This is a genomic window from Streptomyces sp. SAS_270, from assembly GCF_052543295.1.
Genome location: NZ_JBMNDS010000055.1, coordinates 1 through 26,559 on the forward strand (window position 1 = coordinate 1; position 26,559 = coordinate 26,559).

Consider the following 26,559-nt stretch of genomic DNA (forward strand, 5'->3'; position numbering starts at 1 on the left):
GACTCCGGGCGACGGCGCTTCGCCGTCCGGCGTCCGTCTACTCGGTGTCCGTGGAGGCGGGCGGGTGCGGCAGGAAGCCGCACATCGCGTCCCGCTGGGCGGTGCTGATGGTGTGGTCGAGGGCGTCGGTGACGGCGTTGGCCAGCGGGGCCGAGGCCTCGGTCAGCAGGCGTCGTGCCTTGTCGGTCAGCGCGACCTCGACACCGCGTTTGTCACCGCACACCGACTGTTTGGTGATCAGGCCCGCGTGCTGGAGACAGGCGACCTGGTAGGTGAGCCGGGTCTTGGGCCGGCCCAGGAGTTCCGCGATCTGCGTCATGCGCAGGCCGCCGGTGCCGGGCTGGTCGGCCAGCAGGCACAGCACCAGGAACTCGTCGTGCGAGACCCCGAAGGCGTTCTTGACGACGGGGCGCAGTTGCTGCTCGATGGCGCCCGTCGCCGCCAGCAGCAGCATCCATGCCCGCAGCTCGGGCGGCAGCAGCCCGCCCGCCTCGGGCGAGGACGACGAGGAGGGCGGCAGGTCCGCGGGGGCAGAAGGTTCGGGCATGCCCCGATTCTACCGGTCGTCCATTTTTGGATGAGAGGGTTGTTCAGATTTGGATAATGGGCTACCGTCAACTTATTCAAATTTGGACGACAGGCATCTGTGGGAGCCCCGTCAGTGGTGCGGGCGCCTCCTGTGGCCCTCAGTCGTCATCCGCCGCGGCGCGCGCCCGGCCCCTACGTCCCCAGGAGAACGCTCATGACCGTCGCCGTAGAAACCGGCCTGTGGCAGCTCGACCAGACGGCCACCACCGTCGCCGTCCGGCACAAGACGATGTGGGGCCTGGTCACCGTCAAGGGAGCCTTCACGGCCGTCAGCGGTCAGGGCGAGGTCCGGCCCGACGGCACCGCCCACGGCAGCATCACCCTGCACGCCGCCTCCGTCGACACCAAGCACGCCAAGCGGGACACCCACCTGCGCTCCGCCGACTTCCTCGACGTCGACAACCACCCCGAGATCACCTTTGCCGTGCGCGGTGCCGAGGCCGGCCAGGACGACTCCGTCCAGGTCACCGGTCAGCTGACCGTACGCGGCATCAGCCGGCCCCAGTCCTTCACCGCCAAGGTTTCCGACGCGGGGGCGGACGCGGTCACGCTGACCGCGGAGTTCACCGTGGACCGCGACCAGTTCGGCATGGGGTGGAACCAGCTGGGCATGATGCGCGGTCTGACCACCGTCACCGCGACCCTCCGCTTCAGCCGCGTGACGGCGTAGCCGGCACACCGCCGCTGCGCACCATCAGCGCCGAGGGGCGTCAGTCGACCGGATGGCCGGGGTCGATGCCCTGCGCGTCCGTCAGCCGGAACACCGCCGCTTTGCCGTCCCTGGCCCCGCCGTTCTCCAGCGGGGTCAGGACGAATCCCACGTGGTCGCCCCCGTCGACGCGCTGCTCGACCGCGCCGACGAACCAGGCGGGAGCATCCCGCAGGACGACGGTGCCCTCAGGGCCCGCCTTCCAGGCGACCCGCGCGAACTTGTCCACCTCGTCGCCGGTCTCCCCGCCGAACAGGGCCGCCAGCTCGGTCTGTTCGCGCCGGAGCAGATGCACGGCGAGCCGATCGGCGGACCTGGCCACGCGAAAGGTGTGGTTCTCCTTCGACAGCCAGACCACGAACCGCACCGGCCGGATCGAGCACTGGGAGGCGAACCCGACCAGACACCCCGCCCGCTCTCCGTCCGCTACGGCGGTCACCACGTACATGTCGGGATCGAGCAGGTCGGTGAACGCGTCCATGGCCGTCACGTCGTCACTCCTTCGCCTTCGCTCCCACCCACCTCACCACACATGCCACATCCGGCAACCGGCAACCCGCCAGGGCCTGGGAGTGTCGATGCCGGAGCGGAGCGTGGCCCGCGTACGCGGGTGAGGGGCGAGCACCGAAGTGCTCCCCCCTCACCCGATGCCGCGCCCTGGCGCTCACGCGGCCAGCACCACCGCCTCCACCGCCGGTGTCCGCAGCGCCCGCCGGGCCGTCACCAGGACCGTGCCCAGGGTCACCGTCGCCGCGACCGCGACGACGGAGAGCCAGATCCCCAGCCCCTGGTCCGGCCACACGGACTCCGTGCGAACGAGCGTGAACGGGACGATCCCGGCGATTGCCGCCACCGTGCCGAGGAAGACCCCGGTGACGGTCAGGATCAGACCCTCGACACCGACCATCCCGAGCACCTGGTTCGGCGTCGCCCCGGCGAGGCGCTGCCCGCCGAACTCACGGGCGCGGTAAGTCGTCGCCGCGTAGAGGGAGTTGATCAGCATGATGCAGGAGAAGGCCACGATGATGCCGACGACCACCAGGTTGAGGGTCTCCAGGTTCTTCGCGTCGATGGACTTCGGGACGCCCGAGGCCTTGATGGCGTCGCTCTCGACTCCCTGCATGTAGAGCGTCGCCGTCGCGATGCCCGTGAAGAGGATCAGCGGCATCAGGACACCGGACAGCTCGGCCGCCCGCCGCCGCATGTTGCGTACGGCCAGATAGCCGCTCGGCCCCGACAGCGGCAGCAGGTCGAGCAAGCCGCCGAGCAGCCGCGGAGCGAAGAGTGCGAACCCCACGGACAGCAGGATCGCCCCGTACGCGGCGGGCGCCATCAGCGCCGCATCCTTGGCGGAGAAGGCGAACGTCGAGGAGGCCGACACCCCGCCGAGGGCCAGGGTCGCGTAGGCGAGGAACTTCCGTGCCCCGCCCCGTTGCTGACGGCCACGCGTCGCCCGGCGCACCGCGAGGAAGGCCGCGCCGGCCGCCGCGAGCGCCGTGATACCGACGCCCGACATCAGAGCCGTGGAACCGAAGGAGTAGTCCACGGACCTCTTGACCTGGCCGCTGTCCTGGAAGATGTCCAGCAGCGCCCGGCCACCGAGCATCGCCGGGCCGATCGCCAGCAGTGCGCCCACCAGTGCCACGGCCATCGACTCGCCGACGACCATCCGCTTGATCTGCGCCGGGGTAGCCCCCGAACAACGCAACAGCTCGATCTCAGAGGTGCGTTGACGCACGTTCACCGTCAGCGTGGAGGCGACGGCGAAGAACACCAGCAGGCTGCCGTACCCGCCCACGACAGTCGCCGCGGTCGACAGGGACTCGGCGCTCCGCGAGTCGACGCCCGGCTGTCCCGCCGTGTCGTGCAGGGAGTTGAACATCATCAGGATCGCCGCGCCGAGGAAGGCGGACAGCAGGGTCGCCGTGAAGCGCCCGGGGCGCTTGCGGATCGAGCGAAGGGCCAGAGCGAGCATGGTTCACACCCCCACGAGTACGTCGTCGCCGAGGTGTGCCAGGCGCTCGGCCACCGCGTCGGCCGTCGGGGCCGCCATGCCGCCGGCGATCCGACCGTCGGCCAGGAAGACGACGGAGTCGGCGTACGAGGCGGCCACCGGGTCGTGCGTCACCATGACGACGGTCCTGCCGTGCAGCCGTACCGCTTCCTGCAGCAGGCTCAGCACATCCCGCGCACTGCGGGTGTCCAGCGCGCCGGTCGGCTCGTCCGCGAAGATCACGCTCGGCTCGGTGACCAGCGCGCGGGCGATGGCGACACGCTGTCGCTGGCCACCGGAGAGCTGGTCGGGCAGATGGCCGAGCCGGTCGCCGAGACCGACCGACGTCAGGACCTCCCGCACCCGCGCCCGGTCGACGCGCCGCCGCGCCAGCTTGAGCGGCAGGACCGTGTTCTGCGCCACGGTGAGCGTCGGCAGCAGGTTGTACTGCTGGAAGACGAAGCCGATCCGGTTGCGCCGGAACTTCGTCAGCTGCGCCTCACCGCTGCCCGTCATCTCCGCCCCGTCGACCCGCACGATCCCGCTGTCCGGCCGGTCCAGCCCGGCGGCGCACTGCAGCAGCGTCGACTTGCCCGACCCCGAGGGGCCCATGATCGCGGTGAAGCTGCCCCGCGCCAGGCTGAGGGTGACCCCGTCGAGCGCCGTCACGGCGTTCTCCGCGCTTCCGTAGGTCTTGCTGACCTTGACCAGCCGCAGAGCCTCTGAGGCGGGTCCCGAGTCGTTCGTACGCCGCGCCGTGTTGCGAAACATCGTCATCACTCTCCGTCCGGCACGCCCTGTGCCATGCCCAAGACGCTACGGAGATGAGGAGTCCGTCACATTGGGCGCAGGGCCCGTATCGGGGGGTGTACCCAGCGACACCCCGCATGGGTCACCAGAACGAGCCGACTGCCCGGTACGCCCGATGCAATGGACGGGTGACCGCGCCCCCGGACGACTGCCTCGCGCGCAACGAGTGGATCTGCGGCGCCTATCTGAGCACCCGCCGCCACATCCTCGTCGACGCCGTGATCCAGCACCTCCAGCTGACCTCGATCGCGGTACTCATCGGCCTCGTCCTCGCCGTCCCGCTGGCGGTGGGGGCCCGCCGCTGGGGGTGGGCGGCCGGCCCCGTCCTCGCCGTGACCACCGTGCTGTACACCGTCCCGTCGCTGGCCATGTTCTCGCTGCTCCTGCCGGTGTACGGGCTCTCGGCCGCACTGGTCGTCGCAGGGCTCGTCCTCTACTCGCTCACCCTGCTCGTGCGCAACATCCTCGCGGGCCTGCGCGCGGTCCCCGAGGAGACCCGGCAGGCCGCACGCGGCATGGGATACGGCCCGATCCGGTTGCTGCTCACCGTGGAGCTGCCGCTCGCCCTGCCCGCCGCGATGGCCGGACTGCGGATCGCCACCGTCTCCGCGGTGTCGCTGGCCACGGTCGGCGCGATTGTCGGCTTCGGAGGGCTCGGCAACCTCATCTACGCGGGCATGAACACGTACTTCAAGGCACAGGTGCTGACGGCGTCCGTGCTCTGCGTGCTGATCGCGATCGCCGCCGACCTGCTGCTGCTCGGCATGCAGTGGCTGATCACGCCCTGGACGAGGGCGGCGCGCGGATGACCGGGCGCCGGGCGCGTGCGGTGCGCCGATGAACACGCTGGCCGACGCCTGGGACTGGCTCACGGACTCCGCGCACTGGTGGGGCGACGACGGCATCTGGCACCGGCTCGCCCAGCATCTCCTGCTGACCGTCGTCTGCCTGGTCATCAGCTGTCTGATCGCGCTGCCGGTCGCGCTCGTCCTCGGTCACCTCGGCAAGGGCGGCGCACTCGCCGTCAACATCTCCAACGTCGGCCGGGCCGTGCCCACCTTCGCCGTTCTGGTCCTGCTGCTGCTCACCCCGCTCGGCGACTACGGCCAAGGGCCCACGGTCGTCGCCCTGGTCCTGTTCGCCGTGCCACCGCTGCTCACCAACGCGTACGTCGGGATGCGCGAGGTCGACCGCAATGTGGTCCGGGCGGCGCGCGGGATGGGGATGACCGGGAGACAGATGCTGTTTCAGGTGGAACTGCCACTTTCACTCCCGATGGTCCTGAACGGGGTGCGGCTCGCCGCCGTGCAACTCGTCGCCACCGCCACCATCGCCGCGCTCGCGGGCGGCGGCGGTCTCGGACGGATCATCACCGCGGGCTTCAACCTGGCGAGCACCCCGCAGGTCGTCGCCGGTGCCGTCCTCGTCGCCCTGTTCGCGCTGATCGTCGAGGGGCTCTTCGAGGTCGCGGAACGGCTCGCACCGCACTGGACGCGGGGCTCGCGATGAGACGGCACCGCTCGGCCCTGCCGCGGACGGGCGCCGGCCTCACCCTCACGGGCCTCCTGCTCCTCACCGGCTGCACCACCGGCCCCTCCCTGGAGAGCCGCGGCGAGGTCACCGCACCGCCCGGCGACAGCAAGCACCTCACCATCGGCTCGGCCGGTTTCACCGAGAGCGACCTGCTCGCCCAGATGTACGCGCTGTTGCTGAGGGAGGCCGGCTACCGGACCTCCCTGCTCACCGTCGTCAACCGCGAACTGTACGAACCCGCTCTGGAATCCGGTCAGATCGACGTCGTCGCCGAATATGCGGCCACCTTCGCGGACTGGCTGAACGCCAAGACCAACGGAGCCGACACACCCCCCGTCGGCTCGCCCGACCTCGGCGCCACGATGGCCGGCCTGAGGCGCCTCGCCACGCCCCGCGGCCTCACCGTCCTCGACGCCGGACAAGCCGTGGACCAGAACGCCTTCGCCGTGACCAAGGCGTACGCCCGGCAGCACGACCTCGAAACCCTCAGCGACCTGGGCGCTTCCGGGCTGCAGGTGCGGCTCGCGGCGGGCGACGAGTGCGTCCAACGGCCGTACTGCGAACCGGGATTGAAAAAGACCTACGGCATCGACGTCACCGCCGTCGATCCCAAGGGAGTCGGCACCACCCAGGCGAAGCGGGCCGTGCAGAACGGTCAGGACCAGCTCGTCCTGACCACCACCACGGACGCCACGCTCGGCGACTTCGGCCTCGTGCTGCTCGCCGACGACAAACACCTGCAGAACGCCGACTGCATCGTGCCCGTCGTCAACCGCTCCCGCGCGGGCGGCGAAGGCGTCACCAAGGCGCTCGGGGGACTCGACGACGTCCTCACGACGGCGGACCTGGCGTCGATGAACGAGCAGGTGGACAGCTGGCGCAGGCTGCCCGAGGACGTGGCGCGGACGTATCTGAAGGGCAAGGACCTGCTGAAGTGACGAGTCCGTGACGACAGTGACCGGACTGGTGCGGTGGACGGGTTCCCGAAGGTGGCCCAGGTCGGTAAACCATCTTCATGAAGGACAACGGGGGAGGTCACCGGACAAGGTGGCCGGCATTACGTGAAACGGTCGAAGGGGCGCGCACCGAGCAGCAGCCCAAAGGACTCAAGGACCTGGTCGAGCCCGGGTTCGACGGCGCCTACATGCAGTTCGGCGACGCCTTTCCGCAGCACCAGCTGGAGCTGCAGATCCTCTACGGCGACGCGCAACGCGCCTTCGAGGAGCGGACCCGGCAGTCGCTGCGGATCACCGTGCAGAGCGTGCTGCGCAACGTTCTCGGTGACCAGCGTCTGGGCGACTCGCCGCCCAACGCGCACCTGGCCAACTACCTGGACCGGGAGATCGACCGCATCAAGGTCCGCCTCAACCAGGACGGCGAACTCGCCGTCAGCCGGGGCCTCAACTTCGGTCTCGGCCTCGGTGTGGTGCTGCTGCTCGTGCCGCTGCTGACCGGGGAGAAACTGCTCGGCGCCCTGGGGATCGCGCTGAACTGCAGCGACCGGTGGAGCCTGACGGGTGCGCTCGTGTGCGGCGGCGTCGGTGCGTTCGGGGCGGTGCTCAGCGTTCTTGTGCGGCTGCGCAACAGCGGCGACCAGCTGATCCGCCGACCGGCCAACGGGCACAGGGAGGTGGCCGTCCCCGGCCAGGTCTCCCGCAGCCTGCGGCGCGGCGGCGTCTACCGCGTCTTCGTCGGCTGGTTCCTCGCGGTGGCCACCTACTTCCTGCTCAGCGCCGGTTTCGTCACCGTCGTCGACATCCCGGCCACGCCCGCCGACATCTGCCCCGCCCACGCGGGCCCGGCCACCGCCGGGAACGGCACCACCTTCTGGGGATTCTGGTGCGCCGTCGGCTTCGTGGCCGGCTTCAACGAACGCTGGGTGTACGGGTTGCTGGGCCACGAGGCCATGACGAAACAGTCGGGACCGCGCGCCTAACCGGGGCCCCTGCGCGCCGGGCCGGCCGCCGCTCCCGCCGCGGCCAGCCGTTCCCGTACGACGCTCAGCACGGGGTCCGCCTCGGCGCCCGCCCGGACCGCCGCGAACACATGACGGCCGGGTGGCTGCCCCTCGGGCTCGCGGATCACCAGGCCGGGCCGGTGCAGCGGCTGCACCAGACGCGGTACGAGTGCCACGCCCGCGCCCGCCTCGACGAGAGCGGCGAGCGACTGCCAGTCGTTCACGGCGTGCCGGATCTCCGGGGTGAACCCCCCGGCCGCGCAGACGGAGCGGGTCACCGCGCCGCAGCAGCTGCCGCCGTCCCCGACGACCCAGGGATCAGCGGCGAGTTCCCGCAGCGGGATCCGGTCGAGGTGGGCAAGACGGTGCGTGGCCGGCAGCGCCACGTCGAGGCGGTCGACGAGCAGATCGGTCCGCGAGTACCGGCGATCGGTGAACGGCGGCGCCGCGGCGAAGTCCACGGCCACCGCCAGATCGATGTCTCCCGCGTCCAGCCGGGTGAACAGATCCGGCGGCTCGGCCTCCACGACGGCGATGTCGAGCTCGGGCCGGGTCTCGGCCAGGTCCGCCAGCACGGCGGGCAGCAGTCCCGAGATCGCGCTGGAGAAGGCCCCGATGGTCAGGGCGCCACGCCGGCCGAGCTCCCAGGCCGCGAGATCGGCCCGCGCCCGCTCCAGCTGGGCGGCAATGACATCCGCGTGCTGGAGCACGACCCGGGCCTGCCCCGTGAGCCGCACTCCCCGCCCGCTCCGCTCGATCAGCGGAACGCCCAACTCGCGGGAAAGCGCGGCGAGTTGCTGCGAGACCGCAGAGGGCGTCAGATGCATCGCCGCCGCGGTCCTCGCCAGAGTGCCCCGCCGGTCCAGCTCCCGTAGGGCACCGAGGCGGCGCAGATCAATACTGAAGGTTCCACTTGCCTGTTCCATCGACAAACATTAACTGGACCTGAAGAACCGGCAGGACCGATCATCACCTCCATGACCTCGACCTCCACTCCGGCCTCCCGTTCCTTCCTGATCCTGCACGGCTGGCAGAACCACCGGCCGGAGGGCCACTGGCAGCGCGGGCTCGCCGACGAACTGGTCGCACGCGGCCACCGTGTGAGCTACCCGCAGCTTCCCGACCCGGACGACCCGGACGCGGAGGTGTGGCTCGCCGTACTGCACGCCCTCCTCGGCGCGGAGCGCGACTCCCGCGAGCGCGTGGTCGTCTGCCACAGCCTGGCCGTCCTCCTGTGGCTGCACGCGGTGGCCCGCGGCGGAGTACGGGCCGACCGGGTGCTCCTGGTCGCGCCCCCGTCAGCCGACGTACTCGCCGGGTACGAAGAGGTCGCCGCCTTCGCCCGGCCCGAGGTCACCGCCGCGCAGCTGCGGGACGCCGCGGGCACGACCCGACTCGTGGCCGGGGACGACGACCCGTACTGCCCGGGCGGCGCGGACCGGCACTACGGCCTGCCGCTCGACCTCGACACCGACGTCGTACCGGGCGGCGGACACCTCGACCTGGACGCGGGGTACGGGCCCTGGCCGTCGGTCCTCGACTGGTGCCTCGACCCGACCGTACGGATCTTGGGGCGGACGGACGGCGGAGCGAGCTCCTGACCGGACCCGGTGAAGTCCGCCACGGTTCGGGCGAGCGCTCACGCGTCGGCGACGGAGTCGAACGGCACCTGCCCCCGCGCCACGCCCCGCGCGTCCGCGTCCACCGAGCGCCGCAGCGCCTCGTGCAGCTTCGCCGGGGTGAGTACGCCGAGGAAGCGTGCCCCGTCCAGCACCGCGACCCAGCCCGCGTCGTGCTGGAGCATGACTCCGAAGGCCTGCTTCAAGGGGACGCCCACCGGCACCCAGGAGTTCATCCGGTGCGCGAGGTCGCGGACCGAGCCGCCGGTGGCGAGTTCGTCGACGCCGACCCATCCGTGCAGGTCGCCCCCCTCGTCCAGCACCACGGCCCATCTGGCGCCTTCCGTTCGCAGCCGGGCGGCGGCCCGCTCTGCGGGCTCGTCCAGGCGGGCGATCGGCGGCTGTTCGAGGTCGTCGGCCTGGATCTCGGTCACCGACAGCCGCTTCAGACCGCGGTCCGCGCCCACGAACTCGGCGACATAGGGCGTGGCGGGCGTGCCCAGCACCGCTCCCGGCGTGTCGAACTGCTCGATGCGCCCCTGCCCGTACACCGCGATCCGGTCACCGAGCCGCACCGCTTCCTCGATGTCGTGCGTGACCAGCAGCACCGTCTTGTGCACCGACGCCTGCATCCGCAGGAACTCGTCCTGCAACTGCTCCCGCACCACCGGGTCGACCGCGCCGAACGGCTCGTCCATGAGCAGGACCGGCGGCTCGGCGGCCAGCGCCCGCGCCACCCCGACCCGCTGCCGCTGACCGCCGGACAACTGGTCCGGATAACGCGAGCCGTACGTCTTCGGGTCCAGGCCCACCAGATCGAGCAGCTCGGCCGCGCGCGCCCGCGCCCTCGCCTTCTTCCAGCCGACGAGCGACGGCACGGTCGCCGTGTTGTCGAGGACGGTCCGGTGCGGGAACAGCCCGACCTGCTGGATGACGTAGCCGATGCGCCGCCGCAGTTGCACGGGGTCCACCGCGGCGATGTCCTCGCCGTTCACGAAGATCCGCCCGGACGTCGGCTCGATGAGGCGGTTGACCATCATCATGGTCGTCGTCTTGCCGCAGCCCGACGGGCCGACAAGGGTGACGAGTTCGCCCTCGGCGACCTCGAAGGAGAGATCGTCCACGGCCGTCGTACCGTCCGGATAACGCTTGGTGACCTGCTCGAACCGGATCATTTCCTCACGCTAACGGCGCCGCTGGGCCCCCGCCGTGTGGGCGGTGCCGGAGGGGGAACCCGTGGATGATGGACGAGCACGCTGGCATCCACGGGTCGTACTGGATCGAGACGGCGCCGCCCGGCGAACCAGCGCCCACGGCAGAGGGCGAGATCGCCGTCGACGTCGCCGTCGTCGGCGCGGGCATCGCCGGGCTCAGCACGGCCTGGGAGCTGGCGCGGCGGGGCCTGGGCGTCGCCGTACTGGAGGCCGATCGCGTCGCCGCCGGCGTCACCGGGCACACCACGGCCAAGCTCAGCGCGCTCCACACACTGGTCTACGAACAGCTCCGCAGCACCCGTGGCGCCGAAGCCGCGCGGCTGTACGCGCGCTCGCAGACGGAGGCGATCCGGCGCGCCGCCGAGATCGTGGACCTGCTCGGCATCGACTGCGACTGGGAGGACACGTCGGCGTACACCTACGTCCAGGATGCGGCCCGCGCCGACGAACTGCGGGCCGAGGCCGCGGCGGCAGCGGAGGCCGGTCTGCCCGCGGAGTACGTGACCGAGACGGAGCTGCCGTTCCCGGTCGCGGGCGCGGTCCGGGTCGACGAGCAGGCCCAGTTCCACCCCCGCAAGTACCTGCTGGCGCTTGCCGACGACATCCGGCGGCTCGGCGGCGTCGTACACGAACGGACCCGGGTGGTCGGCCTCAAGGAGGGCGAACCCTGTGTGCTGACGACCGAGACCGGGGCGAAGGTGCACGCCAACGACGTGGTGGTCGCCACCCACTACCCGGTCTTCGACCGGGCGCTGCTCTTCAGCCGTCTCTCGCCGCGCCGCGAACTGGTCGTGGCCGCTCCCATCGACGAGACCAAGGCACCGGGCGGTATGTACATCACCCCCGAGCAGAACACCCGCTCACTGCGCACGGCTCCGCTCGGCGACGGAAAACGCCTGCTCATCGTGACCGGGGACCACTTCACGCCGGGCGCCGGCGGCGACGTGGAGGCACGGTTCGAGAACCTGGCGAACTGGGCGGCGGACCACTTCGGCGACATCACCGTCACCCACCGGTGGGCCACCCAGGACAACGACTCCACCGACTCCGTGCCGCTCGTCGGACCACTGCACCCCGCGAGCCGTCACGCGTACGTGGCCACCGGATTCGGCGGCTGGGGACTCAGCGGCGGCATCATGGCGGGTCGCCTGCTCTGCGACCGCATCACCGGGCGGACCAACCCGTGGAGCGGTCTGTACGACCCCCGCCGCATCGCCTCCGTCGTACGCGAGGGCGCGACCTTCCTCAAGCACCAGGCCGGGGTGGCGCGGCACTTCGTCGGCGACCGGCTGCCACCCCAGTCGGGACCCTCGGTGGACGACATCGCCCCGGGCGACGGCGCCGTCGTCCAGGTGTCCGGCGGACGCTGCGCCGTCCACCGGGACAAGGCGGGAGAGCTGCACGCGGTCTCCGCGCGCTGCACGCACCTGGGCTGCCTCGTGGCGTTCAACCGCGCCGAACAGGCCTGGGAATGCCCGTGCCACGGCTCCCGGTTCGACCCGGACGGCCGGATCGTGCAGGGCCCCGCCGTACGGCCGCTGGAGCCGCGCGACCTCTGAACGCGCAAAGCGCCGGTTCGGTCCCGACGCCCTTTCAGGTCACCAGGATGACCTCAAGGGTGCGGGGACCGTGCACGCCTTCGACCCGGTCCAGTTCGATGTCGCTGGTGGCCGACGGACCGGAGATCCATGTCAACGGGCGGGCCGGGTCGAGGCGTTCGAGGGCCTGGGGCACCGAGGAGACGACCTGGTCGGGCACGCGGACGACACAGATGTGGTGGTCGGGCACCAGGGTGATGCGGCGGCGGCCCTGGTCGGGGCTTCCGTCCAGTACGAGGGTGCCGGTCTCGGCGATGGCCACCGCACACGCCGTGACCACACCGGCGACCCCGTCGAGGTCGTGCGGTGTGCTGTCGGCCCGGTCCGGGACACGGGTGACATCCGTGCCGGCCAGCCATGTCTCGTCCAGGCCGGGCGGAACGAGCACGGACGACGCCTTCCGGTCCGCCAGCAACCCGGCGATCACATCTGCCAGTTCACCGGCGGTGCAGCGGTGCACGATCGCCCGGTACTCCGCCAGGTTCTCGGCGAGCAGATCCACCGTCTGCTCGACGTTCCGCTCGCCGTGCTCGCGGACGTAGCCGCGCTCGATGGCCTGCTCGTACGGCGGGTCGTCGGGCCGTGCGGCCGGTACGTCCGCGAGCGCGCGCCGTACCCGGCCCAGGATCCGTTCCCTGCTGCTCACTTGGCGTCCTTTCCACCGTGCGTGCGCTGCCACCAGTCGCGGAACGGCTCCGCGGGCACCGCCGGCAGGTCCCGGGTACCGCTCCACGCCTTGCCCGGGCCGGGCAGCGTGCGCGGATGGAAGCGTCGGGTGCGCGACGCGAGCCGCTGGCCGGTGCGCAGCGCGCCGGGGTGGCTGAACGCCCAGCGGGCCGCGCGCATCGCGGCCCGCTCGGCGGCGTGCCCCTTCGCGGGGCGGAGCACCACCTTGTTGCCGTCCCGGGTCACCGGCCCGCCCTGCGCGACGCGTTCGCGCAGGTGCACCAGCACCTCGGGGATGTCGATGGCGACCGGGCACACCTCGTAGCAGGCGCCGCACAGACTCGACGCGTACGGCAGCGAGGCGTCGATCTCGCTCTGCGTGCCCCGGAGTTGGGGACTGAGGATGGCGCCGATGGGCCCCGGGTAGACCGAGCCGTAGGCGTGGCCGCCCGCCCGCTCGTACACCGGGCAGACGTTGAGGCAGGCCGAGCAGCGGATGCAGCGCAGGGCCTGGCGGCCGACCTCGTCGGCGAGGGTGTCGGTGCGGCCGTTGTCGAGCAGGACCAGGTGGAAGACCTTCGGGCCGTCCCCGTCGGTGGTGCCGGTCCAGGTCGAGGTGTACGGGTTCATGCGCTCGGCCGTCGAGGAGCGAGGGAGGGTCTGCAGGAACACCTCCAGGTCGCGCCAGCTGGGCACGATCTTCTCGATGCCGACCACCGAGATCAGTGTCTCCGGCAGGGTCAGGCACATCCGTCCGTTGCCCTCGGACTCGACGACCACCAGCGTGCCGGTCTCGGCGACCATGAAGTTGGCACCGGAGACGCCGACCTTGGCGCGCAGGAACTTCTCGCGCAGATGCAGCCGGGCGGCCTCGGCGAGTTCGGCGGGCGAGTCGGTGAGTCCCTCGGGTGCCGGGCGGCCCCACTCGCTCATCTCACGGGCGAAGATCTCGCGGATCTCACCGCGGTTGCGGTGGATCGCGGGGACGAGGATGTGCGAGGGGCGGTCCTTGCCCAACTGCACGATCAGCTCGGCGAGATCGGTCTCGTAGGCGAGGATGCCCTCGGCCTCCAGCGCTTCGTTGAGGGCGATCTCCTGCGTCGCCATGGACTTGACCTTGACGACCTCGCTCTCGCCGGTCGCCTTCACGAGTTCGGCGACGATGCGATTGGCCTCCTCGGCGTCGGGCGCCCAGTGCACGATGCCGCCCGCCGCTGTGACCGACTCCTCCAACTGCACGAGGTAGCGGTCGAGATGACGGAGCGTGTGGTCCTTGATCTCCTTGCCGGCCTCGCGCAGCTCCGCCCAGTCGGACACCTCGGCGACCGCGTTGGCGCGCTTGGCGCGGATGGTGTGCGTGGCGTGGCGGAGGTTGCCGCGCAGGGTCTGGTTGTTGACGGCTTCGTGCGCGGCCTTGGGGAAGGCCGGCATGCCGACGAACGTCCCGCTCATGTGCTCGGCTCCACTTCCGTGCTCCCGCTCATACCAGCGGCTCCTCTTCCGTGCTCGCCAGGATCTCCGCGATGTGCACCGGCCGCATGCCGGTCCTCAGCCGGGTCATGGTCCCGCCGATGTGCATCAGACAGGAGTTGTCGGCGGCGCACAGCACCTCGGCGCCGGTCGACTCGGCGTGGCGCACCTTGTCGGCGCCCATCGCCGCGGAGACATCGGAGTTCTTCATGGCGAAGGTCCCGCCGAAGCCGCAGCACTCCTCGGCGCCGGGCAGTTCCCGCAGCTCAAGCCCCTTGACCGCCTCCAGGAGCCGCCGGGGGCGGTCGCCCAGGCCGAGGCTGCGCAGGCCGTGACAGGTGGGGTGGTAGGTGACGGTGTGCGGGTAGTGGGCGCCCACGTCCGTCACGCCGAGCACGTCCACGAGGAACTCGGTGAGTTCGTACGTCTTCGGCACCACCGGCGCCACCGCCCGGGCGAGCGTGTCCCCGCGCCCCTCGGCACGCGCCCGTTCACCCATTCGCGGATACAGCTCGCGCACCATGGCCCCGCAGGACCCCGAGGGCGTCACGATCGCGTCGTACTCCCCGAAGACATCGGAGAACTTGCGGGCCAGCGGCTCGGCCTCATGGCGGTACCCCGTGTTGTAGTGGGCCTGTCCGCAGCAGGTCTGCCCCTGCGGGAAGTCCACATCGACGCCTAGCCTGGTCAGGAGTTTCACCACCGCACGGCCTGTGTCCGGATACAGCGTGTCGTTGACACAGGTCAGGAACAGGGCGACACGCATCGCAGCTCCTTGTGCTCGATCATCGGATGTATGCAGAGTACGCGCCGGGCGGGCCGAGTGGGAGTCCGGGTCACCGGCCGGTGAGCCGGTTCTCCGCCGCGCGCCACGCCGCCGTGTCGCCCCGCGGTACGTACCGCTCCAGTGGCTGCGTACGGGCCAGCAGCTCGCGCATCGCCGTACGGTCGCCGACCAGCCCGTGCGCACGGGCCTGGACGAGGACGTTGCCGAGTGCGGCCGCCTCCGCCGGGCCCGCCACGACCGGGAGGCCGCAGGCGTCGGCGGTCAGCTGGCACAGCAGGGTGTTGCGGGTGCCGCCGCCGACGATGTGGACGACGTCGACCGGGTGGTCGGCGAGCTCCTGGGCCTCGGCGATCGCCCGGCGGTGGGCGAGTGCGAGGGAGTCCAGGATGCAGCGGGTGATCTCGGCGCGGGACCCGGGCACCGGTTGGCCGGAGGTCCGGCAGGCGTCGGCGATCCGCTCCGGCATCCGGCCCGGCGCCAGGAACGCCGCGTCGCCCGCGTCCACGACCGACCGCAGCGCCGGCACGTCGGCGGCGGCCGACAGCAGCTCCCCGAGGTCGGGGTGCCCCCATTCCCGTAGGCACTCCTGGAGCAGCCACAGTCCCATGATGTTGCGCAGATAGCGGACGGTGCCGTCCAGACCGAGCTCGTTGGTGAAGTTGGCCAGCCGGCTCGCCTCCGACAGGACCGGCGCGTCCAGCTCCAGGCCCGCCAGGGACCAGGTGCCGGTGCAGATGTAGGCGAAGCGCTCGTCGGAGCCTGCGGGCACCGCGGCCACCGCGGAGGCCGTGTCGTGCGAGCCGACCGTGGTCACCGGGACCGGACCGCTCAGCCCGGTCGCCTCCAGCACCTCGGGACGCAGCAGGCCCGCCGGATCGCCCGGCTGCCGCAGCGGCGGGAACAGGCTGAGGTCGATGCCCAGCCGGGCGGCGAGGTCGTAGGACCACGCGCGCGTCCGGGGATCGATCAGCTGGGTGGTGGAGGCGTTGGTCAGCTCGGTGCCCGCCTCGCCCGTGAGCCAGTAGGTCAGCAGGTCGGGGATGAGCAACAGGCGCCGGGCGGAGGAGAGTTGGGTCGAGGCGCGAGCCGCCGTCAACTGGTAGAGCGTGTTGAACGGCGCGTACTGCAGGCCGGTGGCCGCGTACAGCTCCGCGGCCGGGACCGTCGCCCACACCTTCTCCGCCACGCCTTCGGTGCGCTCGTCGCGGTAGTGCACCGGGTTGCCGAGCAGTGCCCCGTCCGCGTCGAGGAGCCCGTAGTCGACGGCCCAGCTGTCGATGCCGACGGAGTCCACCCGGCCGGCTGCGCGCAGCCCGTCGAGGACCCCGGCGTACAGGGCGAGGATGTCCCAGCGCAGGCCCTCGGGGACGCGCACCGGCCGGTTGGGGAACCGGTGCGCCTCGGTCAGATCAAGGGAGTCCGGCCCGACCCGGCCGACCATGACGCGCCCGCTGGACGCGCCGAGGTCGACGGCGGCGTACGACTTCACGCCGGTGCTCATCGCAGGAACGCGGCGGCCACGCCGGCGTCGACCGGTACGTGCAGCCCGGTGGTGTGCGTCAGCTCGCCGCCCGTGAGGGCGAAGACGGCGTTCGCGACGTGCTCCGGCAGCACCTCACGCTTGAGGATGGTCCGCTGGGCGTAGAACTCGCCGAGCTTCTCCTCCTCGATGCCGTAGGTCGCCGCCCGCTGCGCGCCCCAGCCGGCCGCGAAGATGCCGGAGCCGCGCACGACGCCGTCCGGGTTGACACCGTTGACGCGGATGCCGTGCTCGCCCAGCTCGGCGGCGAGCAGCCGTACCTGGTGGGCCTGGTCGGCCTTGGTCGCGGAGTAGGCGATGTTGTTGGGGCCGGCGAAGACGGCGTTCTTGGAGGCGATGTAGACGATGTCGCCGCCCAGCTCCTGCTGCACCATCACCCGGGCCGCCTCGCGCGAGACGAGGAAGGAGCCGCGGGCCATGATGTCGTGCTGCAGGTCCCAGTCCTTCGCCGAGGTCTCCAGCAGCGGCTTGGAGATGGAGATGCCGGCGTTGTTGACGACCAGGTCGACGCCGCCGAAGGCCAGCACCGCCGCCTTGAACGCCTCGGCGATCTGCTCCTCGGACGTGACGTCCACGGTGACCGCGACGGCCTTGTCCGCACCGCCCAGCTCCGCCGCGACCGCCTGAGCGTTCTCGGCGTTGAGGTCGGCGACGACGACGCACGCGCCCTCGGCGGCCAGCCGGTGCGCGATCGCCTTGCCGATGCCGCTGCCCGCGCCGGTCACCAGCGCCACCCGGGTGGCCAGCGGCTTGGGCTTCGGCATCCGCTGCAGCTTGGCCTCCTCCAGCGCCCAGTACTCGATGCGGAACTTCTCCGACTCCTCGATCGGCGCGTAGGACGAGACGGCCTCGGCCCCGTGCATCACGTTGATCGCGTTGACGTAGAACTCGCCGGCCACGCGTGCGGTCTGCTTGTCCTTGCCGAAGCTGAACATGCCGACGCCGGGGACGAGGACGATCGCCGGGTCGGCGCCGCGCATCGCGGGGGAGTCGGGCAGGGCGTGCCGCTCGTAGTAGGCGGCGTACTCCGCGCGGTACTCGGTGTGCAGTTCCTTCAGCCGTGCGATCGCCTCGGCGAGGTCGGCCGTCGGCGGCAGGTCGAGGACCAGCGGCCTGACCTTCGTGCGCAGGAAGTGGTCCGGGCAGGACGTGCCGAGGGCCGCCAGCCGCGGGTGCTCGGCACGGGCCACGAAGTCGAGGACCGTGTCGGAGTCGGTGAAGTGGCCGACCTGCGGCCTGTCCTGGGAGGCGATCGCCCGGATGTACGGCGCCAGGGCCGCGGCCCGCTCGCGCCGCTCGGCCTCGGGCAGCGCGCCGTACCCGTCGATGACCGCTCCGAACGGCTCCGCCCTGCCCCGCTCGACGAGGAACGCCTCGGCGGTACGGATGATGTGCAGCGAGTTGGCCTCGCACTCCTCGGCCGTGTCGCCCCACGCCGTGATGCCGTGCCCGCCGAGGACGCAGCCGATCGCCTGCGGGTTGGCCTCCTTGACGGCCGCAATGTCCAGACCGAGCTGGAAGCCGGGCCGGCGCCACGGCACCCACACCACGCTGTCGCCGAAGCACTCCGCGGTGAGCTTCTCGCCGTCGGCGGCGCAGGCGAGCGCGATGCCGGAGTCGGGGTGCAGGTGGTCGACGTGAGCGGCGTCCACCAGACCGTGCATCGCGGTGTCGATGGAGGGGGCCGCGCCGCCCTTGCCGTGCAGGCAGTAGTCGAACGCGGCGACCATCTCGTCCTCGCGCTCGACGCCCGGGTAGACGCCCTTCAGCGCGTGCAGCCGGTCCAGCCGCAACGCGGCCAGCCCCGCCTCGGTGAGGGTGCCCAGGTCACCCCCCGACCCCTTCACCCACATCAGCTCGACGTCACCACCGGTCACGGGATCGGTGTCGGTGCCCTTCGCGGACGTGTTGCCGCCCGCGTAGTTCGTGTTGCGGGGATCGGCGCCGAGCCGATGGGAACGGGCGAGGAGAGCGGCGGCTTGGGGGTGCGGTGCCATGGTGTTCTCAGTCCTTCAGGAGAGGGGTGTACTTACGACGCTGGGAGGAGCGCTCCGAAGGGGCGCGGGGAACTGCGCGCCCAGCCGAACTCGACCTCGACCGACGGGGATGCCACGGACCGCACCCCTACGGCGAGTGGTCAGGCGCCCCACCCGGCCTGCTGCCCGCCGACGCGCTCGGCGGCGATCCGCTCGGCCCAGCCGGAGGCGCGGTACGCGGCGATCGGATCGGGGTCCAGCCCGAGCTCCGAACGCACCTCGCGCAGCAGCGGCCGTACATCCGTGTTGTACGCGTCCATGATCACGGCGTTCGCCTCCAGCACGTCCCCCGAGCGCTGGGCGGCGGCAAGAGCGTCGCTGTCCACCAGGAGCGCCTTCGCCGTGGCCTCCTGGACGTTCATCACCGACCGGATGATCGCGGGAATCTTCGCCTCGATGTTGTGGCACTGGTCGAGCATGAACGCGACGTCCGGGGTGAAGCCGCCGCCGCGGATCACCTCGTACATGATCCGGAAGAGCTGGAAGGGGTCGGCGGCGCCCACCATCAGGTCGTCGTCGGCGTAGAAGCGCGAGTTGAAGTCGAAGCCGCCGAGCTTCTTCTCGCGCAGCAGCGTGGCGACGATGAACTCGATGTTGGTGCCGGGGGCGTGGTGCCCGGTGTCGACGACGACCTGCGCCTTGTCGCCGAGCTTGAGGCAGTGCGCGTAGGCGGTGCCCCAGTCCGGGACGTCGGTCGCGTAGAAGGCGGGCTCGAAGAACTTGTACTCAAGAAGCATGCGCTGGTCGTCGCCGAGCCGCTCGTAGACCCGGGCCAGGCCCTCGGCGAGCCGGTCCTGCCGCTCACGGAGGTCGTCCTGGCCGGGGTAATTGGTGCCGTCGGCGAACCAGAGCTTCAGGTCCTTGGAACCCGTCGCGTCCATGATGTCCACGCACTCGAGCAGGTGATCGACGGCCTTGCGGCGCACCGCCGCGTCCGGGTGACAGATGGAACCCAGCTTGTAGTCGTCGTCCTGGAAAGTGTTGGAGTTGATCGCGCCCAGCTTCAGGCCGCGATCCTCGGCGTGCTTGGCCAGCGCCGCGTAGTCCTCGACCTTGTCCCAGGGAATGTGCAGGGCGACGGTCGGCGCCGCGCCGGTGAAGGCGTGCACCTGGGCGGCGTCGTCCAGCTTCTCCTGCGGCGTACGGGGTACGCCGGGCTGCGCGAAGACCTTGAAACGGGTACCCGAGTTCCCGTACGCCCATGACGGCGTTTCGACGGCCTGGGTCTTGAGGGCGGCCTTCACCGCTGCGCGCTCGGTCACTTCGGGGCTCCTGGGACGTCGGGTCGGAAAGACGTGTTGTCTGAAACGATTCAAGAAGGGAAGTTAGGAGTCACTCGAACGGGTGTCAAGCCTTCTGACCCAGCCTGCTCTCCGTGACGCGGTTGTGACCTTGACTATCGAAAACTTTTCGACACGAACCCATTGACGCGACATGGGTGACATGCCTAACGTCCCGGCAACCCAGTTGAAACCTTTCACGACGTCGTGAGGCCCCCGGCCCGCGTCGTAGAGGAGCCCCTCATGACCCACCGGTCCGATCCGGGTCCGGCCCCCGTGCTGGCACTGAAGGACATCTCCAAGTCCTTCGGCGCGGTGCGCGCCCTGCGGGACGTGTCCCTCGACCTGTTCCCCGGCGAAGTGCACGCCCTCGCCGGCGAGAACGGCGCGGGCAAGTCGACCCTCATCAAGACGCTCGCCGGTGTGCACCGACCGGACACCGGCAGCGTGCTGCTCGACGGCGAGCCGACCGTCTTCCACGGACCCGCCGATGCCCGCGACGCCGGCATCGCCGTGATCTACCAGGAGCCCACGCTCTTCCCCGACCTTTCGATCGCCGAGAACATCTTCATGGGCCGCCAGCCCCGGCGCGCCCTCGGCCGGATCGACCACAAGGCCACCCACGCCGCCACCCTCGCCCTGATGCAGCGGCTCGGCGTCGAGCTCGACCCCGACCGCCCCGCGCGCGGCCTGTCCATCGCCGACCAGCAGATCGTCGAGATCGCCAAGGCCCTCTCCTTCGACGCACGCGTCCTGATCATGGACGAGCCGACCGCGGCCCTGACCGGCAGCGAGGTGGCACGCCTCTTCGGCGTCGTCCGCACCCTGCGCGAGCAGGGCTCGGCGGTGCTGTTCATCTCGCACCGCCTGGAGGAGATCTTCCAGATCTGCCGACGGGTCACCACGCTGCGCGACGGCGCCCTCATCTCCAGCGAGCCGCTGGACGGCATGACCGAGGACGACCTCGTACGGCGGATGGTCGGCCGCGACCTCGACGAGCTGTACCCGAAGCAGGACGTGCGGCCCGGCGAGGTGGCGCTCAGCGTGCGCCGGCTGACCCGCGAGGGCGTCTTCACCGACGTCTCCTTCGACGTCCGGCGCGGCGAGATCGTCGGCCTCGCCGGACTCGTCGGCGCCGGACGCACCGAGGTCGCCCGGGCCGTCTTCGGCATCGACCGGTGGGACGCCGGCGAAGTCGAGCTGGACGGGCGCACCCTGACGAACGGGGCCCCCTCCACCGCCATGGCCGCCGGGCTCGCCCTCGTCCCCGAGGACCGGCGCGCCCAGGGCCTGGTGATGGACATGTCCATCGAGCGCAACATCGGGCTCACCGGCCTGCGCACGACCGTCAAGGCCGGCCTGATGGACCGCGGCGCCGAGCGCAGCCGCTCGCTCGACTGGGCCGTCAAGCTCCAGGTGAAGTACGCCAGGATCGCCGACACCGTCAACACGCTGTCCGGCGGCAACCAGCAGAAGGTCGTCCTCGCCAAGTGGCTGGCCACCGGCCCCAAGGTGCTCATCGTCGACGAGCCGACCCGCGGCATCGACGTCGGCACCAAGGCCGAAGTGCACCGACTGCTCAGCGAGTTGGCCGCCGACGGCGTGGCGGTGCTGATGATCTCCTCCGACCTGCCCGAGATCCTCGGCATGGCCGACCGCGTGCTCGTGATGCACGAGGGCCGCCTGACCGCCGAGATCCCGCGTTCCGAAGCCACCGAGGAATCCGTGATGGCCGCAGCCACCGGGAGGGCCGCCGCATGACGGTGACCGCTCCCAACCCCGCCCCCGCCGCCGAGGCGCCCAAGTCCAGCGGCACGCGCCTGGTCGACCGAGTCTTCAAGATGCGCGAACTCGCCATCCTGGTCGTCTTCCTGGTGATGATCGGCATCACACAGGCCGGCAACAGCGAGTTCCTGTCCGAGCAGGGCATCAAGGACCTGCTGCTGAACGCGACCATCCTGGTCCTGGTCGCCACCGGCCAGTCCCTGGTCGTCATCACCCGCAACGTCGACCTGTCGGTCGGCTCGACGCTCGGCATCAGTGCCTTCGCCGCCGGTACGTACCTCCAGGGCGGCGGCAACCCCGTCATCGCCATCGCCCTGGCAGTGCTGCTGGGCGTCGGCTTCGGCCTCCTCAACGGGCTGCTCGTGAGTCTCGGCCAGGTGCCCGCGCTCGTCGTCACGCTCGGCACCCTCTACATCATCCGGGGCATCGACTCGATCTGGGTCGGCTCACGCCAGATCACGGCGGCCGACCTGCCCGGCGGGTTCGTGGACTTCGGCTCCGGCGGTCTGTCGGCCGTTCCGTGGCTGGCGCTCATCGCACTGGCCGTGCTGATCGCCACCGCCTACTACCTCAAGCACTTCGGCAGCGGACGCGAGCTGTACGCGCTCGGCTCCAACCCCGAGGCCGCACGGCTCGCCGGCATCCCGGTGCGCAAGCGGATCCTGGCCGCGTACACCTTCTGCGGCGGCCTCGCGGGCCTCGCCGGCGCGATGTACCTGGCCCGCTTCGGCAACGTCGACTCCGGCACCGGCAACGGCTACGAACTCACCGTCGTCAGCGCGGTCGTCGTCGGCGGCGTCGTCTTCACCGGCGGCTCCGGCAGCGTCTACGGCGCCGCCCTCGGCGCTCTGCTGCTGACCTCCATCAACAGTGTGCTGCCCGCCCTCGGCGTCAGCTCCGTATGGGTGCTCGCCATCAACGGCATCCTGCTCATCCTCGCCATCGCGGTCGACCGGGTCGTCGCCCTGCGCGTGGCGTCCGCTCTGAAGAAGAGGAACGCCCGTCATGGCTGACTCCAACTGGACACGGGCCATCCGCTGGGACACGGTCGTCGGCGCCCTCCTCCTCGTGGTCCTGCTGATGTCGTTCGGCTTCGTCGACGGCTTCGGCAACGCCTTCAACCTGTCCTTCCTGATCGGCAGCACGCTGCCGATCGCGCTGATCGCGCTGCCGATGACCCTGCTGGTCGTCGCCGGTGAGATCGACCTGTCGGTGGCCTCCACCGCCGGACTCTCCGGCTCCGTGATGGGCGCCCTGTGGAACCAGGGCATGACCATCGAGACGATCATCCCGATCTGCCTCCTCCTCGGAGTCGTCTGCGGGTTCGTCAACGGCCTGCTGGTGACCCGGCTCGGACTGCCCTCCCTCGCCGTCACCATCGGCACCCTCGCCGCCTACCGGGGCATCGCACAGATCGTGCTCGGCTCGGACGCGGTGACCGACTTCCCCACCCAGTACCTGAACTTCGCGGCCGGACGCCTCGGCGACACCTTCCTCCCGCAGGCCTTCCTGCCCTTCCTGGTCCTGCTCGCCATCGCCGTGGTCGTGCTGCACGCCACCCCGTTCGGGCGCTCGCTCTTCGCGATCGGCGCGAGCGAGGAGGCCGCCCGGTTCGCCGGCATCCGCGTCAAGCGGCACAAGCTGCTGCTGTTCGTGGCGACCGGGTTCATGGCCTCGCTCACCGGCATCTTCTGGGCGTTCCACTACGCCAGCGCCCGCTACGACAACGCCACCGGACTCGAACTGGGCGTCATCGCGGCCGTCCTCCTCGGAGGTATCGACTTCGACGGCGGCAAGGGCACGCTCGGCGGCGCGATCGCGGGAGTCTTCCTGCTCGGCGTGCTGCAGAACGTGATGAGCCTCCAGGACGTCTCCGCCCAGTCGCAGATCGTCGTCACCGGCGTCCTGCTCGTCCTCTCCGTGCTCGGCCCCCGGGTCGCTCGCCAGATCGCCGTGGCGAGGGCGGGCCGCAGAACCGCCGCCCCGCCGGTGCCACCCGTCTCCAAGGCATCCACTCCGGCCGCGTAACTCCCACCCGGCCGCCCTTCAACCGCTCCGCTCACCCTCGAAAAGGACCCTCACCATGCGCAAGTCCTCGATCCGCCGTACCTGTGCGGCCCTCGCCGCCGTCACCTCCCTCGCGCTGGCCGCCACCGCCTGCGGCGGCACCACCAAGAACGACGTCAAGGACGACACGGGCTCCGCCGCCAGCGCCGGCAAGGCCGACCCGAACGCGGCCACCAAGAAGGGCCTGACCGTCGGCTTCCTGCCCAAGCAGGTCAACAACCCGTACTTCACCTCCGCCGACAAGGGCGGCGAGAAGGCTCTCAAGGAGCTGGGCTCCAGCTACAAGGAGGTCGGCCCCTCCAGCGCCACCGACACCTCCGGCCAGGTGAGCTACGTCAACACGCTCACCCAGCAGCAGGTCAACGCGATCGCCGTGTCCGCGCAGGACCCGGGCGCCCTGTGCACCGCCCTCAAGCAGGCCATGACGAACAAGATCAAGGTCGTCACCTACGACTCCGACACCAAGACCGACTGCCGCAACGCCTTCGTCTCGCAGGCCAGCGCCGAGGACCTGGGCCGCACCGAGGTGCAGCTGCTCGCCGAGCAGATCGGCTACAAGGGCGAGATCGCGATCCTGTCCGCCGCGCAGACCGCGACGAACCAGAACACCTGGATCGACTTCATGAAGGACGAGCTGAAGGACCCCAAGTACAAGAACATCAAGCTGGTGAAGGTCGCGTACGGCAACGACGACGCCCAGCAGTCCTTCCAGCAGACCCAGGGCCTCCTCCAGGAGCACCCCAAGCTCGCCGGGATCATCTCCCCGACCACCGTCGGCATCAAGGCGGCCGCCCAGTACCTGTCCGGCTCCAAGTACAAGGGCAAGGTCAAGCTGACCGGCCTCGGCACCCCCAACGACATGCGCAAGTACGTCAAGAACGGCACCGTCGAGGGCTTCGAGCTGTGGGACCCGGCGAAGCTCGGCGAGCTGGCCGCGCGCACGGCCGTCGCGTTGTCCTCCGGACAGATCACCGGCAAGGAGGGCGAGACCTTCAAGGCCGGCGACATGGGCTCGTACACCATCGGCAAGGACGGCGTGATCAGCCTCGGCAAGCCGACCGTCTTCAGCGCGAAGAACATCGACCAGTTCAACTTCTGAGTCAGGAGCGGTACTTCATGCAGCGCGTCTGTTTCCTCCTCAAGGTCCGCGAGGACCGGCTCGCCGAGTACCGCGAACGCCACGCCGCCGTGTGGCCGGAGATGCTCGAAGCTCTCTCGGCCACCGGCTGGCACAACTACTCCCTCTTCCTCAGGGACGACGGCCTGCTCGTCGGCTACCTGGAGACCGAGGACTTCGCCGCCGCCGTCGCCGGCATGGAGGCCACCGAGGTCAACGCCCGCTGGCAGGCCGAGATGTCCCCGTTCTTCGAATCGCTCGACGGGGCCCGCCCCGACGAGGCGATGAAACCGCTCACCGAAGTGTTCCACCTCGTCTGACCCTGCTCGTCCCCCGTCCCCGCACGACAACGGAGTCCCCGAGATGAGACGACGCACCCTGCTGGCCGGCGCCCTCGCCGGAGCCGTGGTGACCCCCGCCTTCGCCGCCGGCACCGCACGGGCGGCCAACCCCGGCCCCTCGGTCACCCAGACCGGTACCACGACGCTCGACAGCCAGGCCCTGTTCTTCGTCTCCTACGACGGCCTGGTCAACAACAACTCGTTCCAGAAGAACGGCCTGCTGACGTACAAGGGCTACCAGTACGCCGCCTGGTACACCTCCACCAGGAACGCCGTGGTGGCACGCCGGGCGCTCGGAGCGAGCAGTTGGTCCAAGGTCACCCTCTCCCACCAGCTCAAGAGCAGCGACTCGCACAACGTCATCTCCATGGGCGTTTCCAAGGTGGACGGCCGGCTGCACCTGAACATGGACTCGCACAGCGACGGCTACTTCTACGTGAAGTCCATAGCCGGACTGCTGGACAACCCCGGCACCACGTCCTGGACCTCCGCCGTCTTCGGCTCGATCCAGACCTCGCTGGACGGCCTCGCCCTCACCACCCAGTTCACCTACCCGCAAATCGTCTCCACCCCCGAGGGCAAGCTGCAGCTCAGCTACCGCGTCGGCATCTCCGGCAACGGCCGCAACGCGCTCGCCGAGTACGACGGCTCGACCTGGACCGCGCTGGGGGAGTGGAGCAGCTCCACCGGCACCTACACCAGCACGCACGGCTCCTCGACGGCCCGCAACATGTACCTGCACGGCATCGACTACGACGTCAACGGCCGACTGCACTCCTTCTTCACCTGGCGCGAGCAGAACGCCGCCGTGATGTGCAACAGCGGCGGCATCACCAACCACGACACCGGCTACGTCTACTCCACCGACCGCGGCCGCACCTGGCGCAACGACACGGCCGCGCTCGTCGCCACCACGGGCACCTCCGACACGGTCGCGGTGACCGACGCGGGCCTGGTCGTCGACGCCCTGAACCCGGACCACTCCCTGATGAACCAGGAGAGCCAGTTCACCGACTCCGCCGGCCTGCCGCACGCGATCATCAGCTACGTCCCCGGCCGCTTCGGTCAGTGCACCACCAACTACGTCAGCGACCGCACGGCCAACGGCCGGGCCTTCCACCTCCGCAAGAACTCCTCCGGCACCTGGCAGAAGACCGAGATCCCGGTCGCGCTGAACTCCAGCCAGCGCACCAAGCTGGTCCTCGACAAGTACGACAACGCCTACGCCGTGTTCCCCTTCGGCCGCATAGCCGCCGCGTCCAAGGCCTCGGGCTACACGGACTGGGCGGTGCTGTACGACGGCAGCGCCCTGAACGCGTTCGGCGAGGTCGTGATCGACGAGCTGCGGGTGAAGTCGGACAACGTCCTGGCCTTCATGTACCAGGAGACGTCGACCGGCACCACGGCCTCGGCGCTCCACGTCGTGGAATTCGCGCTGCCCGCCTGACC

Annotated in this window: 25 protein-coding genes; 13 read left to right on the forward strand and 12 right to left on the reverse strand. The window is 70.6% G+C overall.

Annotated features, from left to right (window positions below; translation table 11 throughout):
- Positions 1 to 37 precede the first annotated feature (37 nt).
- Positions 38 to 547: a MarR family winged helix-turn-helix transcriptional regulator gene (locus tag ACN6LB_RS30030; protein WP_445028608.1), complete on the reverse strand. Its 510-nt coding sequence runs from the start codon at positions 545 to 547 to the stop codon at positions 38 to 40.
- A gap of 195 nt (positions 548 to 742) precedes the next feature.
- Between ACN6LB_RS30030 and ACN6LB_RS30035 the strand changes: the two genes are divergently transcribed.
- The gene (locus ACN6LB_RS30035) at positions 743 to 1,258 is read left to right on the forward strand and encodes a YceI family protein (protein ID WP_445028609.1); all 516 of its coding nucleotides are present in this window, start codon (positions 743 to 745) and stop codon (positions 1,256 to 1,258) included.
- Between the two features lie 40 nt (positions 1,259 to 1,298).
- Here ACN6LB_RS30035 and ACN6LB_RS30040 read toward each other — a convergent pair whose 3' ends face one another.
- From ACN6LB_RS30040 to ACN6LB_RS30050, 3 genes are all read right to left on the reverse strand, one after another.
- Positions 1,299 to 1,787, reverse strand: coding sequence for a flavin reductase family protein (locus ACN6LB_RS30040; RefSeq protein ID WP_445028610.1), 489 nt, complete (start codon positions 1,785 to 1,787; stop codon positions 1,299 to 1,301).
- 174 nt (positions 1,788 to 1,961) lie between these two features.
- A complete protein-coding gene (locus tag ACN6LB_RS30045; RefSeq protein ID WP_445028611.1) occupies positions 1,962 to 3,272 on the reverse strand; it encodes an FtsX-like permease family protein in 1,311 nt (436 codons plus the stop codon).
- A 3-nt stretch (positions 3,273 to 3,275) separates the two neighbouring features.
- Entirely contained in the window at positions 3,276 to 4,067 is a 792-nt protein-coding gene (locus ACN6LB_RS30050; protein WP_445028612.1) for an ABC transporter ATP-binding protein, read from the reverse strand.
- A 161-nt stretch (positions 4,068 to 4,228) separates the two neighbouring features.
- Between ACN6LB_RS30050 and ACN6LB_RS30055 the strand changes: the two genes are divergently transcribed.
- From ACN6LB_RS30055 to ACN6LB_RS30070, 4 genes are all read left to right on the forward strand, one after another.
- Complete coding sequence (locus ACN6LB_RS30055; protein WP_445028613.1) at positions 4,229 to 4,909, forward strand: ABC transporter permease; 681 nt, start codon at positions 4,229 to 4,231, stop codon at positions 4,907 to 4,909.
- A 28-nt stretch (positions 4,910 to 4,937) separates the two neighbouring features.
- Positions 4,938 to 5,609, forward strand: a complete 672-nt coding sequence (locus tag ACN6LB_RS30060) for an ABC transporter permease (protein ID WP_445028614.1) — start codon at positions 4,938 to 4,940, stop codon at positions 5,607 to 5,609.
- The gene (locus tag ACN6LB_RS30065; protein ID WP_445028615.1) at positions 5,606 to 6,571 is read left to right on the forward strand and encodes an ABC transporter substrate-binding protein; all 966 of its coding nucleotides are present in this window, start codon (positions 5,606 to 5,608) and stop codon (positions 6,569 to 6,571) included. The genes ACN6LB_RS30060 and ACN6LB_RS30065 overlap by 4 nt, the downstream gene beginning before the upstream one ends.
- A gap of 77 nt (positions 6,572 to 6,648) precedes the next feature.
- Positions 6,649 to 7,569 (forward strand): hypothetical protein, encoded by a 921-nt coding sequence (locus ACN6LB_RS30070; RefSeq protein ID WP_445028616.1) that lies wholly within the window; start codon positions 6,649 to 6,651, stop codon positions 7,567 to 7,569.
- On the opposite strand, the gene ACN6LB_RS30075 is transcribed toward ACN6LB_RS30070, so the two are convergent.
- The gene (locus tag ACN6LB_RS30075; protein WP_445028617.1) at positions 7,566 to 8,516 is read right to left on the reverse strand and encodes a LysR family transcriptional regulator; all 951 of its coding nucleotides are present in this window, start codon (positions 8,514 to 8,516) and stop codon (positions 7,566 to 7,568) included. The two genes, ACN6LB_RS30070 and ACN6LB_RS30075, sit on opposite strands and share 4 nt — an antisense overlap.
- Before the next feature lie 51 nt (positions 8,517 to 8,567).
- Between ACN6LB_RS30075 and ACN6LB_RS30080 the strand changes: the two genes are divergently transcribed.
- On the forward strand, positions 8,568 to 9,191 hold the full coding sequence (locus ACN6LB_RS30080) for an RBBP9/YdeN family alpha/beta hydrolase (protein ID WP_445028618.1): 624 nt from the start codon (positions 8,568 to 8,570) through the stop codon (positions 9,189 to 9,191).
- Positions 9,192 to 9,229: 38 nt separating this feature from the next.
- On the opposite strand, the gene ACN6LB_RS30085 is transcribed toward ACN6LB_RS30080, so the two are convergent.
- Positions 9,230 to 10,384, reverse strand: coding sequence for a betaine/proline/choline family ABC transporter ATP-binding protein (locus ACN6LB_RS30085; RefSeq protein ID WP_445028619.1), 1,155 nt, complete (start codon positions 10,382 to 10,384; stop codon positions 9,230 to 9,232).
- 68 nt (positions 10,385 to 10,452) lie between these two features.
- Between ACN6LB_RS30085 and ACN6LB_RS30090 the strand changes: the two genes are divergently transcribed.
- A complete protein-coding gene (locus tag ACN6LB_RS30090; RefSeq protein WP_445028620.1) occupies positions 10,453 to 11,982 on the forward strand; it encodes an FAD-dependent oxidoreductase in 1,530 nt (509 codons plus the stop codon).
- Positions 11,983 to 12,016: 34 nt separating this feature from the next.
- On the opposite strand, the gene ACN6LB_RS30095 is transcribed toward ACN6LB_RS30090, so the two are convergent.
- The 6 genes from ACN6LB_RS30095 to rhaI all read right to left on the reverse strand — a co-directional run bounded on the left by ACN6LB_RS30095 (position 12,017) and on the right by rhaI (position 19,782).
- Positions 12,017 to 12,667: a LutC/YkgG family protein gene (locus ACN6LB_RS30095; protein ID WP_445028621.1), complete on the reverse strand. Its 651-nt coding sequence runs from the start codon at positions 12,665 to 12,667 to the stop codon at positions 12,017 to 12,019.
- Entirely contained in the window at positions 12,664 to 14,139 is a 1,476-nt protein-coding gene (locus ACN6LB_RS30100) for a LutB/LldF family L-lactate oxidation iron-sulfur protein (RefSeq protein ID WP_445028622.1), read from the reverse strand. Before ACN6LB_RS30100 ends, ACN6LB_RS30095 begins: the two co-directional genes overlap by 4 nt.
- Positions 14,140 to 14,167: 28 nt before the next feature.
- On the reverse strand, positions 14,168 to 14,923 hold the full coding sequence (locus ACN6LB_RS30105) for a (Fe-S)-binding protein (RefSeq protein WP_356145487.1): 756 nt from the start codon (positions 14,921 to 14,923) through the stop codon (positions 14,168 to 14,170).
- Positions 14,924 to 14,993: 70 nt separating this feature from the next.
- Positions 14,994 to 16,445, reverse strand: a complete 1,452-nt coding sequence (locus tag ACN6LB_RS30110; protein WP_445028623.1) for a rhamnulokinase — start codon at positions 16,443 to 16,445, stop codon at positions 14,994 to 14,996.
- A complete protein-coding gene (locus tag ACN6LB_RS30115; protein WP_445028624.1) occupies positions 16,442 to 18,481 on the reverse strand; it encodes a bifunctional aldolase/short-chain dehydrogenase in 2,040 nt (679 codons plus the stop codon). The genes ACN6LB_RS30110 and ACN6LB_RS30115 overlap by 4 nt, the downstream gene beginning before the upstream one ends.
- A gap of 140 nt (positions 18,482 to 18,621) precedes the next feature.
- Entirely contained in the window at positions 18,622 to 19,782 is a 1,161-nt protein-coding gene (rhaI, locus tag ACN6LB_RS30120) for an L-rhamnose isomerase (RefSeq protein ID WP_445028625.1), read from the reverse strand.
- 261 nt (positions 19,783 to 20,043) lie between these two features.
- Between rhaI and ACN6LB_RS30125 the strand changes: the two genes are divergently transcribed.
- Genes ACN6LB_RS30125 through ACN6LB_RS30150 form a run of 6 tightly spaced genes read left to right on the forward strand, consistent with a single transcriptional unit; the run spans position 20,044 to position 26,557 of the window.
- On the forward strand, positions 20,044 to 21,561 hold the full coding sequence (locus ACN6LB_RS30125) for a sugar ABC transporter ATP-binding protein (protein ID WP_356145478.1): 1,518 nt from the start codon (positions 20,044 to 20,046) through the stop codon (positions 21,559 to 21,561).
- Positions 21,558 to 22,598: an ABC transporter permease gene (locus ACN6LB_RS30130; protein ID WP_356145476.1), complete on the forward strand. Its 1,041-nt coding sequence runs from the start codon at positions 21,558 to 21,560 to the stop codon at positions 22,596 to 22,598. The genes ACN6LB_RS30125 and ACN6LB_RS30130 overlap by 4 nt, the downstream gene beginning before the upstream one ends.
- On the forward strand, positions 22,591 to 23,613 hold the full coding sequence (locus ACN6LB_RS30135; RefSeq protein ID WP_445028626.1) for an ABC transporter permease: 1,023 nt from the start codon (positions 22,591 to 22,593) through the stop codon (positions 23,611 to 23,613). The genes ACN6LB_RS30130 and ACN6LB_RS30135 overlap by 8 nt, the downstream gene beginning before the upstream one ends.
- Before the next feature lie 55 nt (positions 23,614 to 23,668).
- Complete coding sequence (gene rhaS, locus ACN6LB_RS30140) at positions 23,669 to 24,751, forward strand: rhamnose ABC transporter substrate-binding protein (protein ID WP_445028627.1); 1,083 nt, start codon at positions 23,669 to 23,671, stop codon at positions 24,749 to 24,751.
- 17 nt (positions 24,752 to 24,768) lie between these two features.
- Positions 24,769 to 25,089 carry an L-rhamnose mutarotase gene (locus tag ACN6LB_RS30145; RefSeq protein ID WP_445028628.1) on the forward strand — a complete coding sequence of 107 codons (321 nt, stop codon included), beginning with the start codon at positions 24,769 to 24,771 and terminating at the stop codon, positions 25,087 to 25,089.
- 43 nt (positions 25,090 to 25,132) lie between these two features.
- Entirely contained in the window at positions 25,133 to 26,557 is a 1,425-nt protein-coding gene (locus tag ACN6LB_RS30150) for a BNR repeat-containing protein (RefSeq protein WP_445028629.1), read from the forward strand.
- Positions 26,558 to 26,559: the final 2 nt, after the last annotated feature.

Coding starts and splice junctions, on each gene's coding strand:
- ACN6LB_RS30030 (WP_445028608.1), bottom strand. CDS start 547: ATGCCCGAACCTTCTGCCCCCGCGGACCTGCCGCCCTCCTCGTCGTCC.
- ACN6LB_RS30035 (WP_445028609.1), top strand. CDS start 743: ATGACCGTCGCCGTAGAAACCGGCCTGTGGCAGCTCGACCAGACGGCC.
- ACN6LB_RS30045 (WP_445028611.1), bottom strand. CDS start 3,272: ATGCTCGCTCTGGCCCTTCGCTCGATCCGCAAGCGCCCCGGGCGCTTC.
- ACN6LB_RS30050 (WP_445028612.1), bottom strand. CDS start 4,067: ATGACGATGTTTCGCAACACGGCGCGGCGTACGAACGACTCGGGACCC.
- ACN6LB_RS30060 (WP_445028614.1), top strand. CDS start 4,938: ATGAACACGCTGGCCGACGCCTGGGACTGGCTCACGGACTCCGCGCAC.
- ACN6LB_RS30065 (WP_445028615.1), top strand. CDS start 5,606: ATGAGACGGCACCGCTCGGCCCTGCCGCGGACGGGCGCCGGCCTCACC.
- ACN6LB_RS30070 (WP_445028616.1), top strand. CDS start 6,649: ATGAAGGACAACGGGGGAGGTCACCGGACAAGGTGGCCGGCATTACGT.
- ACN6LB_RS30075 (WP_445028617.1), bottom strand. CDS start 8,516: ATGGAACAGGCAAGTGGAACCTTCAGTATTGATCTGCGCCGCCTCGGT.
- ACN6LB_RS30080 (WP_445028618.1), top strand. CDS start 8,568: ATGACCTCGACCTCCACTCCGGCCTCCCGTTCCTTCCTGATCCTGCAC.
- ACN6LB_RS30085 (WP_445028619.1), bottom strand. CDS start 10,384: ATGATCCGGTTCGAGCAGGTCACCAAGCGTTATCCGGACGGTACGACG.
- ACN6LB_RS30090 (WP_445028620.1), top strand. CDS start 10,453: ATGGACGAGCACGCTGGCATCCACGGGTCGTACTGGATCGAGACGGCG.
- ACN6LB_RS30100 (WP_445028622.1), bottom strand. CDS start 14,139: ATGAGCGGGACGTTCGTCGGCATGCCGGCCTTCCCCAAGGCCGCGCAC.
- ACN6LB_RS30105 (WP_356145487.1), bottom strand. CDS start 14,923: ATGCGTGTCGCCCTGTTCCTGACCTGTGTCAACGACACGCTGTATCCG.
- ACN6LB_RS30110 (WP_445028623.1), bottom strand. CDS start 16,445: ATGAGCACCGGCGTGAAGTCGTACGCCGCCGTCGACCTCGGCGCGTCC.
- ACN6LB_RS30115 (WP_445028624.1), bottom strand. CDS start 18,481: ATGGCACCGCACCCCCAAGCCGCCGCTCTCCTCGCCCGTTCCCATCGG.
- ACN6LB_RS30125 (WP_356145478.1), top strand. CDS start 20,044: ATGACCCACCGGTCCGATCCGGGTCCGGCCCCCGTGCTGGCACTGAAG.
- ACN6LB_RS30130 (WP_356145476.1), top strand. CDS start 21,558: ATGACGGTGACCGCTCCCAACCCCGCCCCCGCCGCCGAGGCGCCCAAG.
- ACN6LB_RS30135 (WP_445028626.1), top strand. CDS start 22,591: ATGGCTGACTCCAACTGGACACGGGCCATCCGCTGGGACACGGTCGTC.
- rhaS (WP_445028627.1), top strand. CDS start 23,669: ATGCGCAAGTCCTCGATCCGCCGTACCTGTGCGGCCCTCGCCGCCGTC.
- ACN6LB_RS30145 (WP_445028628.1), top strand. CDS start 24,769: ATGCAGCGCGTCTGTTTCCTCCTCAAGGTCCGCGAGGACCGGCTCGCC.
- ACN6LB_RS30150 (WP_445028629.1), top strand. CDS start 25,133: ATGAGACGACGCACCCTGCTGGCCGGCGCCCTCGCCGGAGCCGTGGTG.